The organism is Pseudomonas sp. 39004, from assembly GCF_028682155.1.
In the GTDB taxonomy this organism is placed as follows: domain Bacteria; phylum Pseudomonadota; class Gammaproteobacteria; order Pseudomonadales; family Pseudomonadaceae; genus Aquipseudomonas; species Aquipseudomonas capeferrum.
On record NZ_JANIAG010000058.1, the window covers coordinates 19,182 to 30,676 of the forward strand.

Here is an 11,495-nt window from a genome sequence, read left to right on the forward strand (position 1 = left end):
CTTACTCCATTTCGCTGGCGCTAAGCACGTAGCCCTTGCCCCAGACGGTGCGGATCTGCCGCTCCTGGTAGCCGATGCCCTTGAGCTTGCGGCGGATCTGGCTGACGTGCATGTCCAGGCTGCGATCATGCCGCGAGTAACCCCGCTGCAGAACCTGCTGATAAAGGAAGGGTTTGCTCAGCACCTCATCCAGGTTGCGGTTGAGGATCTCGAGCAGCCGGTATTCGCTCGGGGTGAGGCCGGCCAGGCGCCCTTCGAGCCGCACATCGCTGAGCGCTTCGTCGAACTGCAAACCGCCTGAAACGGCTTCCTGCTGCGGCTGATGACGCCGCTCCAGGGCCACACGCCGCAGGATCGCCTCGATGCGCACCTGCAGTTCGGCCATGCTGAAGGGCTTGGGCAGGTAGTCGTCGGCGCCCCGCTGAAAACCGCTGATACGATCGGCCTCGGCGCCCAGCGCCGACATCAGGATCACCGGCGTGGCGCTGCGCAGGCGCAGCTGGGCCAGTGCATCCAGGCCGTTGAGCCCGGGCAGCAGGATGTCCATGAGCACCACATCGAAGGCCTGACGGCCTGCCGTTTCAAGGCCTTCGAGGCCATTGCGGCACCAGGTCACCTGGAAGCCACCCCGCTGCAGCTCTTCGTGCAGATAGGCGCCCAGTACCGGGTCATCCTCGATGGCGAGGATGTTGGAAGTGTGAATAGCTACGGGATTCATTGGCAACTGTCATGCATTCTCAATTGCGCAATTATTGAGCATCCGCTCGGCTGTAAGCAACCGCCCTGCGACCAATGCCTTGCCAAGGCCACGAAAAGACAGACAAATGAGTGCAATACCTGAACAGGCGGAGTAACTTCCCGGCTTGGTCCGTCACGCGGTTGACGGCGTCCAGGCACATGACAGGAGCCAAGTGTGCTCGATCGTTTGGGAATCAGAAGCCGGGTCCTGCTGTTGGCCCTGCTGCCTGCCGGCCTGATGGCGCTGGTACTGGGCAGTTACTTCACCTGGTTGCAGCAAAGCGATTTGCGCACCCAGCTGCTGCAACGCGGCAAGATGATCGCCGAGCAACTGGCGCCACTGGCTGCGCCCGCCATGGCCCGCCTGGCGCCCGCGCAACTGGAGCGGATTGCCGCACAGACCCTGGAGCAGGCCGATGTGCGCGCCGTCGCCTTCCTTGCCCCGGACCGCACGCGCCTGGCCCATGCCGGCCCGAGCATGCTCAACCAGCCGCCAAGCGGCGGCACCGGCACCCAGTTGCTGCAACGCACCGGCAATGATGCCACCCGCTACCTGATGCCGGTCTTCGGCCACCACCGCGACCTGGCCACCGATGCGGTGCCGGCCGAGGCCGAACGCCTGCTGGGTTGGGTCGAAATCGAACTGTCGCATGACGGCACCCTGCTGCGGGGCTACCGCAACCTGTTCACCAGCCTGTTGCTGATCCTCGCCTGCCTGGCCCTCAGCGGCCTGCTGGCCCTGCGCATGAGCCGCACCATCAACGACCCGATCAAGCGCATCAAGCACACGGTCAATCAGCTCAAGGACGGCCACCTCGACGAACGCCTGCCGGCCATGGGCAGCCATGAGCTGGACGAGCTGGCCCGCGGCATCAACCGCATGGCCGAGACCCTGCACAGCGCCCATGAAGAGTTGCAGCACAGCATCGACCAGGCCACCGAGGACGTGCGCCAGAACCTGGAAACCATCGAGATCCAGAACATCGAGCTGGACATGGCCCGCAAGGAAGCCCTGGAGGCCAGCCGGATCAAGTCGGAGTTCCTGGCCAACATGAGCCACGAGATCCGCACCCCCCTCAACGGCATCCTCGGCTTCACTCACCTGCTGCAAAAAAGCGAACTGACGCCGCGCCAGCTGGATTACCTGAGCACCATCGAGAAGTCCGCCGACAACCTGCTGGGGATCATCAACGAGATCCTCGACTTCTCCAAGATCGAGGCCGGCAAGCTGGTGCTCGACAGCATTCCGTTCAACCTGCGCGACCTGGTCCAGGACACCCTCACCATCCTCGCCCCTGCCGCCCACGCCAAGCAGCTCGAACTGCTCAGCCTGATCTACCGTGACACCCCGTCGTCACTGATCGGCGACCCGCTGCGGCTCAAGCAGATCCTCACCAACCTGGTGAGCAACGCCATCAAGTTCACCCGCGAAGGCACGATCGTCGTGCGCGCCATGCTCGAGGACGAACGCGAAGACAGCGCACAGCTTCGCATCAGCGTGCAGGACACCGGTATCGGCTTGTCTCCGCAGGATGTGCGCACCCTGTTCCAGGCCTTCAGCCAGGCCGACAACTCGCTGGCTCGCCAGCCCGGTGGCACCGGCCTGGGCCTGGTGATTTCCAAGCGCCTGATCGAGCAGATGGGCGGCGAGATCGGCGTCGACAGCACGCCGGGTGAAGGCTCGCAGTTCTGGATCAGCCTCAACCTGCCCAAGGCCCACGACGATGCCGAAGACCTGCCGCTGCAACCGCTGCTGGGGCGGCGCGCGGCCATCGTCGACAGCCATGAGCTGGCGCGCCAGGCACTGGAGCATCAGCTTGAGGACTGCGGCCTGAGCGTCAGCCTGTTCGCTTCTTTCGATCAGTTGCTGCATGCCGTGCAGGCCGCCCACCAGGCTGGCCACCCGTTCGACTTCGCGGTGCTCGGCGCCAACCTGGGCAACCTCACCCCAGAGCAGCTCGGGGAATATCACCTGCACTTTGAGCGCTACCAATGCCAATGCGTGGTGTTGTGCCCGACCACCGAGCAGGCGCTGTATCACCCCTACCTGCCCAATGGGCATGGCCAGTTGCTGTCCAAACCGACCTGTACGCGCAAGTTGCGCCGGCTGTTGCTGGAGCTGGTGCAGCCACGTCGCCCGCTCGGCGAACCAAACGTCCACAGCGGCCAGCGTCAGCCGAAGATCCTCTGCGTCGATGACAATGCGGCCAACCTGCTGCTGGTGCAGACCCTGCTCGAAGACCTCGGTGCCGAGGTACTGGCAGTGGACAATGGCTATGCGGCGGTGCAGGCAGTACAGGACGAGCCGTTCGACCTGGTGCTGATGGACGTGCAGATGCCCGGCATGGACGGCCGCGCCTGCACCGAGCAGATCCGCCTGTGGGAAAACGCCCAGAGCGGCAGCCCGCTGCCGATCGTCGCCCTCACCGCGCATGCCATGGCCAACGAGAAACGCGCCCTGCTGCATGCTGGCATGGATGACTACCTGACCAAGCCGATCAGCGAGCGGCAGTTGGCCCAGGTGGTGATGAAGTGGACCGGCCTGAGCCTTGGCATGCCACAGCAGGAGCGCCTGGCAGAACAACTGGCCAACAGTGACGAACTGAAGGTGCTGGACCCTGAGGAGGGCTTGCGCCTGGCAGCCGGCAAGCCCGACCTGGCGGCCGACATGCTGGCCATGCTGCTGGCGTCGCTGGAGTCCGATCGCGAGGCGATACGCGCTGCGCGTGAAGCGCACGATCACACCACGCTGATCGAGCAGGTACACCGCCTCAACGGCGCTTCGCGTTATTGCGGCGTGCCGCAATTGCGGGCGGCATGCCAGCGCAGCGAGACCTTGCTCAAACAGGAGCATCCGCTTGCGCAGCAGGCACTGGATGAGCTGGACAGCGCGATCAACCGGCTGGCCTGCCAGGCTCACCTGAATGCCTGACAGGCCAGGCGGCTACAATCCCCAGACCCTCGCAAAGGAAGCCCGACCATGCGCGCCCTGTTGTTCAGCAGCCAGCACTACGACCAGGAGAGCTTCACCCAGGCCGCCGTCGGCACCCCATTGGACCTGCACTTCCAGCCTGCCCGCCTGACCCTGGACACCGCGCCCCTCGCCGATGGCTACGAGGTGGTCTGCGCCTTCATCAACGATGAACTCGACGCCCAGGTGCTGGCGCGCCTGGCTGCGGGCGGCACGCGCCTGATCGCCCTGCGCTCGGCGGGCTACAACCATGTCGACCTGAACGCCGCCCAACGCCTGGGCCTGGCCGTGGTAAGGGTACCGGCCTACTCGCCACACGCCGTGGCCGAGCACGCCGTGGCCCTGATTCTCGCCCTCAACCGGCGGCTGCACCGGGCCTACAACCGCACCCGCGAAGGCGACTTCACCTTGCACGGCCTGACCGGCTTCGACCTGCACGGCAAGACCGTCGGGGTGGTCGGCACCGGCCAGATCGGCGTTGCCTTCGCCCGCATCATGGCCGGCTTCGGCTGCCAGTTGCTGGCCTACGACCCCTACCCCAACCCGGAGCTGCTGGCCCTCGGCGCCCGCTACCTGGCACTGCCCGAGTTGCTGCGCGAGGCGCGCATCATCAGCCTGCATTGCCCGCTGACCGAGCACACCCGGCACCTGATCAACGCGCAGAGCCTCGCGCAGTTGCAACCCGGGGCGATGCTGATCAACACCGGCCGTGGAGCCCTGGTCGACACCCCGGCACTGATCGACGCGCTCAAGAGCGGCCAACTCGGCTACCTTGGCCTGGATGTGTACGAGGAAGAGGCCCAGCTGTTTTTCGAAGACCGCTCCGACCTGCCACTGCAAGACGACGTGCTGGCCCGGCTGCTGACCTTCCCCAACGTGATCGTCACCGCCCACCAGGCCTTCCTGACCCGCGAAGCCCTGGACGCCATCGCCACCACCACGCTGGACAACATCAACTGCTGGATGGCTGGCAATCCACAGAATCTGGTATTGGGTTAATGCTAGGATACGCGGCATTTCTGGAGGACCCATGGTCGAGCACGATTTCCGCTACACCCTATTCAACCCGCAACACACCCTGATCGAGTGCCGCGCCCTGGTACCCGGCCGCTATCAGGTGACCGGCAACGGCGGTTCGATGCACAAGGGCGACACTCTGTTGGTCACCCTCAAGGGCAGCAAGGACTTGTCCATGCGCCTGTCCGTGGAAAGCGTGCGACACCTGATCAACCCGCGCGGCCAGTGGGTCGCCGTGGCCAGCGGCCCGGTGTTCAACGAACTGGAAATCCTCAACTGGCAGGTCGCGTGCGACCAGTGCGACGCACTGCTGGATTTCGAGTTCGCGGTGGACGCCAAGCTGGGCAAGAAAGCCCGCCAACCGGCTGCCAGCGCACGTATCGCTGAGCTGGGCTGGGCCAGCCGTGGCGAAAAGCACCTGTGCCCGCGTTGCCAGGAGAGCGCTGCGTGAAAAATCTGCTGACCGGCGTGCTGATTGCCACCGGCCTGCTCGGCTGCGCCGCGCAACCGTCGAAGCTGCAGCAGGAACGCAGCTATGTGCTGGAGTGGATCGGCGAGCGCCCGCTGATTGACTACAGCCACCTCACCCTGACCCTGGCCAGTGATGGTCGCGCGTATGGCAATGGTGGCTGCAACCACTGGTTTGCACCCTATACGCTGGACGGCGAGCAGCTGAGTTTCGGCAAGGTCGGCAAGACCCGCAAACTGTGCGCACCGGCGCTGATGGAGCAGGAAAAACGCTTCTTGCAGGCGCTGGAGACCGTACAGCGCTGGGATGTGTCGCCGGTTGAGCAGATGCGCTTCTGGCCGGCCGAAGGCAAGCCATTGCGGTTCTGGCCTGAGGAAGGCTGAAGGTAATGGGGCTGCTGTGCAGCCCCATTTACATCAAGCGCCCCTCAGCGCCTTGATCTTGGCCTGCAGCCCTTCCAGGGTCTGCTCACCCATCAGTTCCTCACGCACCTTGCCCTTGTCATCGATGATGTAGGTCACCGGCAGCGCCTCGCTGCGTGGCAGCTCATAACGCTCGGCCGGGTCCTGCGCCAGCACGGTAAAGCCGATGCCCAAGGTGTCGGCAGCCTGCTTCAGGTCCTGGCCCTGCAAGCCATCGAAGTTCACCCCAACCACCTTGATACCGTCCGCTGCCCATTGCTTGGCCGCCGCGTTCAGTTCAGGGATTTCGGTACGGCACGGGCCGCACCATTCGGCCCAGTAGTTGAGCACCAGCCAGTGCCCCTCGATCTGCTCGGCCTTTACCGTGTTGCCGTGTTGGTCCACGCCGTAGTCGGCACCGCAACCACCGAGCAAAAGGCTCGCGGTGATGGCCAGTACTGCTGCCAAACGCCTTGCCATGGGTCAATCCTTCTCGAAGTTTCAAGCAAATGGTTCAGTCGCTGCGGTTAGAATAGCCGCCACACCCAGCTGGATGCGACCCGACATGACTGACCTGACGCTCTATCATAACCCGCGCTGCTCTAAATCCCGCGGCGCGCTGGAACTGCTCGAAGCCCGCGGCCTGGCGCCAACCATCGTGCGCTACCTCGAAACACCGCCGGACACCGCCACCCTGGCGGCCCTGCTCGGCAAGCTGGGGATCGCCCCGCGCCAGCTGCTGCGCACCGGCGAAGACGAATACAAGGACCTGAACCTGGCCAACCCGGCCCTGACCGACGCGCAACTGATCGACGCCATGGCCCAGCACCCCAAGCTGATCGAACGGCCGATCCTGGTGGCCGGCGACCGCGCCGTGATCGGCCGCCCACCGGAGAAGGTGCTGGAGATCCTGCCGTGAGCCAGCCCTTCATCCTGGTGTTGTATTACAGCCGCCATGGTTCCACCAGCGAGATGGCCCGGCACATCGCCCGCGGTATCGAGATGGCCGGTATGGAGGCACGCCTGCGCACGGTGCCGGCGATTTCCACCGAATGCGAAGCCGTGGCCCCGGACATCCCGGCCAGCGGCGCGCTGTACGCCACCCTCGACGACCTGCGCCATTGCGCCGGCCTGGTGCTGGGTAGCCCGACCCGCTTCGGCAACATGGCCGCGCCGCTGAAGTACTTCCTCGACGGCACCAGCAGCCTGTGGCTGGGCGGTGAGCTAGTCGGCAAGCCGGCTGGGGTGTTCACCTCCACCGCCAGCCTGCACGGTGGCCAGGAAACCACCCTGCTGTCGATGATGCTGCCGCTGATGCACCACGGCATGCTGGTGATGGGCCTGCCCTACAGCGAATCGGCATTGCTCGAAACGCGTGGCGGCGGTACACCGTACGGCGCCAGCCACCATGCCGGTGCCGACGGCAAGCGTGAGCTCGATCAGCACGAAATCACCCTGTGCCGCGCCCTCGGCCAACGCCTGGCAACCACGGCCAAGGCCCTGGAGGCCGCGCGTGGCTAGAAAGCCCAAGGTGTTGCCGCCACTAGACTGGCTGGCACCGCGCCTGCGCCTGACGCGGGCGTTGAGCCTGGCCTGCTTTTTTGGGCTGATGGCGTTGCTGGTGGCGAACAACCTGTGGTTCGCCAACTTGCACGGGGCACGGGTCGAGGTGATTCTGGCGGTCGAGCTGGTGCCGCTGCTGTTGCTGCTGCCGGGTATGCTCACGGGCAGTGCCCGGGCGCATGCCTGGACCTGCTTTGTGGTGAACATCTACTTCATCAAGGGGGTGCTGGCGGCGTTCGACCCGGCGCGGGCGGTGTTTGGCTGGATTGAGGTGATCGTGAGCCTGGGGCTGTTCGTCAGCGCGCTGCTGTTCGTGCGCTGGAAGTTCCAGCATGAGCGGCGCCTGGCGGGCGAAGGGGCTTGAGTTCAGGGCTGCTTTGCAGCCCCCGCAATTTCAGTGGTTGACGGTATGCGCCAGCATCACCGACAACTGGCACAACGGCCGCCCGCTCTCTTCGTGCCACTGGTTGAACGCCTGCTGCACCAAGGCCAGGTCTCGCTGGCTGGTCGGTTGCTTGTCAATCACCTTCTGCGCAATCAGCGCGGCGGCCATGTCGTCGGTCGGGATAAACGTATCCTTGCCGACCATGCGCAAGAACCGCGGTGCCGACAAGCCGCCCAACTGGTTGCCCTGCTTGGCCAGGTACCTCCACAAGCCGACGATGTCGGTCACCGGCCAGTCGGCGATGAACGCGCCGAAACTGCCCTTCTCCTTTGCCACATCAAGCACCATCTGCGCATTGCGCGGCACGCTCTTGAGCTTGCCCAGGTGGCGGATGATGCGCTCGTCCTGCATCAACCGCTCCAGGTGCTCGGCGCCCATCAGCACCACCTTGTGCGGATCGAAGCCAAAGAACACTTGCTCGAACGCCGGCCACTTGGCATCCACCAGGCTGTGCTTGAGCCCGGCACGGAACACGCGCAGGGCCAAGGTCGACAGGTAGCGATCGTCACTGATGTCACGCAGTTGCGCAGGCGTGCGTGGCTGCGGCAGAAAGGCCTCAAGGGCCTGGGCCGAGCCGAAGCGGTTCAGGCAGTACTCATGCAGCCACTGGTAATCGCGCATGGGGTCAGATATTCAGCACGTCAAGAAAACGCGGCGTGGCGCTTTCGTCGATCTTCAGGCTGGTGAAGTCGAACAGGTTGCGGTCCGCCAACTGCGACGGCGCGACGTTCTGCATGGCGCGGAAGATGCTCTCGGTACGGCCCGGGTGCTTGCGCTCCCACTCCACCAGCATGTCCTTGACCACTTGGCGTTGCAGGTTTTCCTGCGAGCCGCACAGGTTGCACGGGATGATCGGGAATTCGCGCATGTCCGAGTAGGCCTGGATGTCCTTCTCGCTGCAGTAGGCCAGTGGGCGGATCACCACGTTACGGCCATCGTCGGCACGCAGCTTGGGTGGCATGCCCTTGAGCGATCCATTGAAGAACATGTTGAGGAAGAACGTCTCGACCATGTCGTCGCGGTGGTGCCCCAGCGCCATCTTGGTCGCGCCGATTTCGTCGGCGAAGGTGTACAAGGTGCCACGGCGCAGGCGCGAGCACAGCGAGCAGGTGGTCTTGCCTTCGGGGATCAGTTCCTTGACCACCGAGTAGGTGTCTTTCTCGACGATGTGGTACTCGACGCCCAGGGTCTTGAGGTAGGCCGGCAGCACGTGTTCGGGGAAGCCGGGCTGCTTCTGGTCCATGTTCACCGCCACGATCTCGAACGAGATCGGCGCCACCTTCTGCAGGTGCAACAGAACGTCGAGCATGGTGTAGCTGTCCTTGCCGCCGGACAGGCAGACCATGACCTTGTCGCCATCCTCGATCATGTTGTAGTCGGTGATGGCTTCGCCGGCGAGACGACGCAGGCGTTTTTGCAGTTTGTTCTGGTTGACCGAGAGGGTGCCCATAGCGCTTGGATCCGCGAGGTGTGACAAAAGCCGGCTATTTTACGCACAAACCGCGCGGCGCTGTAGGCATTCCGATAAAGACTTCAAGGTAATCAGCAGGCGGCCTTACAGCGCAATTTGCTCTAAAAAGCGCGGTTTGTGCAGGTAACGGCTTCCTATACTGCGACATAAGGCCACATTACCGCTTGCATTGGTGTTCGGGCCTCGGGCCGCTTGCGCTCCATCTGGGGGGCGTTTGGCAACATTGAGAGGAGTGATCGGCATGATTCATCACGTTGTGGGGCTGTTTACCCATCCCGATCAGGAATGGCGGGAAATTCGTGGCGAAGAAGAATCCATCAGCCACATGTACCTGACGCACACCTTGATCCTGGCGGCGATCCCTGCCGTTTCCGCATTCATCGGTACCACCCAGGTCGGCTGGGTGATTGGCGACCGGCCGGCAGTGATGTTGACCATGGAAAGCGCCATCTGGATGAGCATCATGTCCTACCTGGCGATGCTCGCCGGGGTGGCGGTAATGGGCGCGTTCATCCACTGGATGGCGCGCACCTACGATGCCAACCCGTCCATGGCGCAGTGCATTGCCTTCGCCACCTACACCGCCACTCCGTTGTTCCTCGGCGGCCTGGCGGCGCTCTACCCGCACCTGTGGCTGGGCATGCTGCTCGGCACTGCAGCCATCTGCTACACCGTGTACCTGTTGTATGTCGGCTTGCCGACGTTCATGAACATTCCATCCGATGAAGGCTTCCTGTTTTCCAGCTCGGTGCTGGCGGTAGGCCTTGTGGTACTGGTGGCGATCATGGCCGCGACCGTGATCATCTGGGGACTGGGCGTGGGGCCCGTCTACACCAACTAGAGCAGCCCAACGAGATCCAACCAACACTGGGGCATCAACCAGAGGCCGCCTTGCGGCGGCCTCTGGCTGTGCGCTGACCGGTGGCTCGGCAAGCCGCCAAGGCTTGCGGCATAATGCCGGGCAAGGAGAATTGCCCCGCCATGCCAGAGCTGCTCAGACAACGCGTCGAAACCTGTTACCAGCAAGCCGAAACCTTCTTCAAACGCCCCTTCCCGCGCCCGGAAGTCAGCTTCAAACTGCGCGGCCAGAAGGCCGGCGTTGCCCACCTGCACGAGAACCTGCTGCGCTTCAACCTGCAGCTTTACCGCGAAAACCAGGACGACTTCCTGCGCCAGACTGTTGCCCACGAGGTGGCGCACCTGGTGGCTCACCAGCTGTTTGGCGAGCGCATCCAGGCCCATGGCGAAGAGTGGCAACTGATCATGCGTGGGGTGTATGAGCTGCCACCCAACCGTTGCCACAACTATGAAGTGCAACGGCGCGTGGTAACCCGCTACATTTATCGCTGCCCGTGCCCGCAAGGTGATTTCCCGTTTACCGCACAGCGGCACAAGCTGGTGCGCCAGGGGCGGCGGTATCTGTGCAAGCGGTGCCGGGAGATTCTGGTGTACAGCGGCGAGACGCGCGTCGAATAGCCCACACCGACCTTCCCCCCACAAACAGCACCTCCCTCAGCAGCAATAAAAAAGGCGACCCGAGGGTCGCCTTTTTCGTACCAGCCTGCGCCTTACTTCTCGACGAAGGCACGCTCGATCAGGTAGTCACCCGGCTCGCGCATACGGGCGGAGACTTTCAGGCCGAAGCTGTCCAGCACTTCGCTGGTCTCATCCAGCATGCTTGGGCTGCCGCAGATCATCGCACGGTCGTCCTGCGGGTTGATCGGCGGCAGGCCGATGTCGCTGAACAGCTTGCCGCTGCGCATCAGGTCGGTCAGGCGGCCCTGGTTCTCGAACGGCTCGCGGGTCACGGTCGGGTAGTAGATCAGCTTGTCGCGTACCGACTCGCCGAAGAACTCGTTCTGCGGCAGGTGCTCGGTGATGAACTCGCGGTAGGCCACCTCGTTCACATAACGCACGCCGTGAACCAGGATCACTTTCTCGAAGCGCTCGTAGGTTTCCGGGTCTTGGATGACGCTCATGAACGGCGCCAGGCCAGTGCCGGTGCTCAGCAGGTAGAGGTGCTTGCCCGGGTTCAGGTCGTCGAGGACCAGGGTGCCGGTAGGCTTCTTGCTGATGATGATCTCGTCGCCTTCCTTCAGGTGCTGCAACTGGGAAGTCAGCGGGCCGTCCGGCACCTTGATGCTGAAGAATTCCAGGTGCTCTTCCCAGTTCGGCGAGGCGATGGAATAGGCGCGCATGAGCGGGCGACCGGTTTCCTGCTGCAGGCCGATCATCACGAACTGACCGTTCTCGAAGCGCAGGCCCGGGTCACGGGTGCACTTGAAGCTGAACAGAGTGTCGTTCCAGTGGTGCACACTGAGGACACGTTCGTGGTTCATGTTGCTCATCGATGGGGCTCCTGAAGAAAGACGCAGCGCGCGCAAAACGCGCAGTTGCGCGATAGAGATCGGAAGAGCACA

General features: G+C 63.7%; 14 protein-coding genes. 9 read left to right on the forward strand and 5 right to left on the reverse strand.

Features of this window, described 5'->3' with window-relative positions:
* Position 1: 1 nt before the first annotated feature.
* Positions 2–718 carry a response regulator transcription factor gene (locus NP534_RS12555; protein WP_186662985.1) on the reverse strand — a complete coding sequence of 239 codons (717 nt, stop codon included), beginning with the start codon at positions 716–718 and terminating at the stop codon, positions 2–4.
* 195 nt (positions 719–913) lie between these two features.
* On the opposite strand from NP534_RS12555, the gene NP534_RS12560 reads away from it, so the two are divergent.
* Genes NP534_RS12560 through NP534_RS12575 form a run of 4 tightly spaced genes read left to right on the forward strand, consistent with a single transcriptional unit; the run spans position 914 to position 5,578 of the window.
* Positions 914–3,670: a response regulator gene (locus NP534_RS12560; protein WP_274098900.1), complete on the forward strand. Its 2,757-nt coding sequence runs from the start codon at positions 914–916 to the stop codon at positions 3,668–3,670.
* 48 nt (positions 3,671–3,718) lie between these two features.
* Positions 3,719–4,708 (forward strand): 2-hydroxyacid dehydrogenase, encoded by a 990-nt coding sequence (locus tag NP534_RS12565; protein WP_274098901.1) that lies wholly within the window; start codon positions 3,719–3,721, stop codon positions 4,706–4,708.
* Between the two features lie 31 nt (positions 4,709–4,739).
* Positions 4,740–5,177 (forward strand): hypothetical protein, encoded by a 438-nt coding sequence (locus tag NP534_RS12570; RefSeq protein WP_033700828.1) that lies wholly within the window; start codon positions 4,740–4,742, stop codon positions 5,175–5,177.
* Positions 5,174–5,578, forward strand: coding sequence for an META domain-containing protein (locus NP534_RS12575; protein ID WP_033700829.1), 405 nt, complete (start codon positions 5,174–5,176; stop codon positions 5,576–5,578). The genes NP534_RS12570 and NP534_RS12575 overlap by 4 nt, the downstream gene beginning before the upstream one ends.
* Positions 5,579–5,611: 33 nt before the next feature.
* Here NP534_RS12575 and NP534_RS12580 read toward each other — a convergent pair whose 3' ends face one another.
* Positions 5,612–6,076, reverse strand: a complete 465-nt coding sequence (locus NP534_RS12580) for a TlpA disulfide reductase family protein (RefSeq protein WP_274098902.1) — start codon at positions 6,074–6,076, stop codon at positions 5,612–5,614.
* Between the two features lie 85 nt (positions 6,077–6,161).
* On the opposite strand from NP534_RS12580, the gene arsC reads away from it, so the two are divergent.
* From arsC to NP534_RS12595, 3 genes are read left to right on the forward strand one after another with little or no spacing between them, the layout of a single operon-like run.
* Positions 6,162–6,515 carry an arsenate reductase (glutaredoxin) gene (gene arsC / locus NP534_RS12585; RefSeq protein WP_274098903.1) on the forward strand — a complete coding sequence of 118 codons (354 nt, stop codon included), beginning with the start codon at positions 6,162–6,164 and terminating at the stop codon, positions 6,513–6,515.
* The gene (gene wrbA / locus NP534_RS12590) at positions 6,512–7,117 is read left to right on the forward strand and encodes an NAD(P)H:quinone oxidoreductase (protein ID WP_033700833.1); all 606 of its coding nucleotides are present in this window, start codon (positions 6,512–6,514) and stop codon (positions 7,115–7,117) included. Before arsC ends, wrbA begins: the two co-directional genes overlap by 4 nt.
* The gene (locus tag NP534_RS12595; RefSeq protein WP_274098904.1) at positions 7,110–7,523 is read left to right on the forward strand and encodes a DUF2069 domain-containing protein; all 414 of its coding nucleotides are present in this window, start codon (positions 7,110–7,112) and stop codon (positions 7,521–7,523) included. Before wrbA ends, NP534_RS12595 begins: the two co-directional genes overlap by 8 nt.
* Before the next feature lie 30 nt (positions 7,524–7,553).
* On the opposite strand, the gene NP534_RS12600 is transcribed toward NP534_RS12595, so the two are convergent.
* Together NP534_RS12600 and ttcA are read right to left on the reverse strand one after the other, a co-directional pair.
* Positions 7,554–8,225, reverse strand: a complete 672-nt coding sequence (locus tag NP534_RS12600) for a DNA-3-methyladenine glycosylase I (RefSeq protein ID WP_274098905.1) — start codon at positions 8,223–8,225, stop codon at positions 7,554–7,556.
* 4 nt (positions 8,226–8,229) lie between these two features.
* Positions 8,230–9,054, reverse strand: coding sequence for a tRNA 2-thiocytidine(32) synthetase TtcA (gene ttcA / locus NP534_RS12605; RefSeq protein WP_033700837.1), 825 nt, complete (start codon positions 9,052–9,054; stop codon positions 8,230–8,232).
* Positions 9,055–9,316: 262 nt separating this feature from the next.
* Between ttcA and NP534_RS12610 the strand changes: the two genes are divergently transcribed.
* On the forward strand, positions 9,317–9,916 hold the full coding sequence (locus NP534_RS12610) for a Yip1 family protein (RefSeq protein WP_033700838.1): 600 nt from the start codon (positions 9,317–9,319) through the stop codon (positions 9,914–9,916).
* Between the two features lie 140 nt (positions 9,917–10,056).
* Entirely contained in the window at positions 10,057–10,551 is a 495-nt protein-coding gene (locus NP534_RS12615; RefSeq protein ID WP_274098906.1) for a SprT family zinc-dependent metalloprotease, read from the forward strand.
* A gap of 92 nt (positions 10,552–10,643) precedes the next feature.
* Here NP534_RS12615 and fpr read toward each other — a convergent pair whose 3' ends face one another.
* Entirely contained in the window at positions 10,644–11,423 is a 780-nt protein-coding gene (gene fpr, locus NP534_RS12620) for a ferredoxin-NADP reductase (protein ID WP_033700840.1), read from the reverse strand.
* Positions 11,424–11,495: the final 72 nt, after the last annotated feature.

Bases quoted from the DNA above. Each gene is read 5' to 3' on its own strand.
- NP534_RS12555 (WP_186662985.1), bottom strand. From the start codon at position 718: ATGAATCCCGTAGCTATTCACACTTCCAACATCCTCGCCATCGAGGAT.
- NP534_RS12565 (WP_274098901.1), top strand. From the start codon at position 3,719: ATGCGCGCCCTGTTGTTCAGCAGCCAGCACTACGACCAGGAGAGCTTC.
- NP534_RS12570 (WP_033700828.1), top strand. From the start codon at position 4,740: ATGGTCGAGCACGATTTCCGCTACACCCTATTCAACCCGCAACACACC.
- NP534_RS12580 (WP_274098902.1), bottom strand. From the start codon at position 6,076: ATGGCAAGGCGTTTGGCAGCAGTACTGGCCATCACCGCGAGCCTTTTG.
- arsC (WP_274098903.1), top strand. From the start codon at position 6,162: ATGACTGACCTGACGCTCTATCATAACCCGCGCTGCTCTAAATCCCGC.
- NP534_RS12600 (WP_274098905.1), bottom strand. From the start codon at position 8,225: ATGCGCGATTACCAGTGGCTGCATGAGTACTGCCTGAACCGCTTCGGC.
- ttcA (WP_033700837.1), bottom strand. From the start codon at position 9,054: ATGGGCACCCTCTCGGTCAACCAGAACAAACTGCAAAAACGCCTGCGT.
- NP534_RS12610 (WP_033700838.1), top strand. From the start codon at position 9,317: ATGATTCATCACGTTGTGGGGCTGTTTACCCATCCCGATCAGGAATGG.
- NP534_RS12615 (WP_274098906.1), top strand. From the start codon at position 10,057: ATGCCAGAGCTGCTCAGACAACGCGTCGAAACCTGTTACCAGCAAGCC.
- fpr (WP_033700840.1), bottom strand. From the start codon at position 11,423: ATGAGCAACATGAACCACGAACGTGTCCTCAGTGTGCACCACTGGAAC.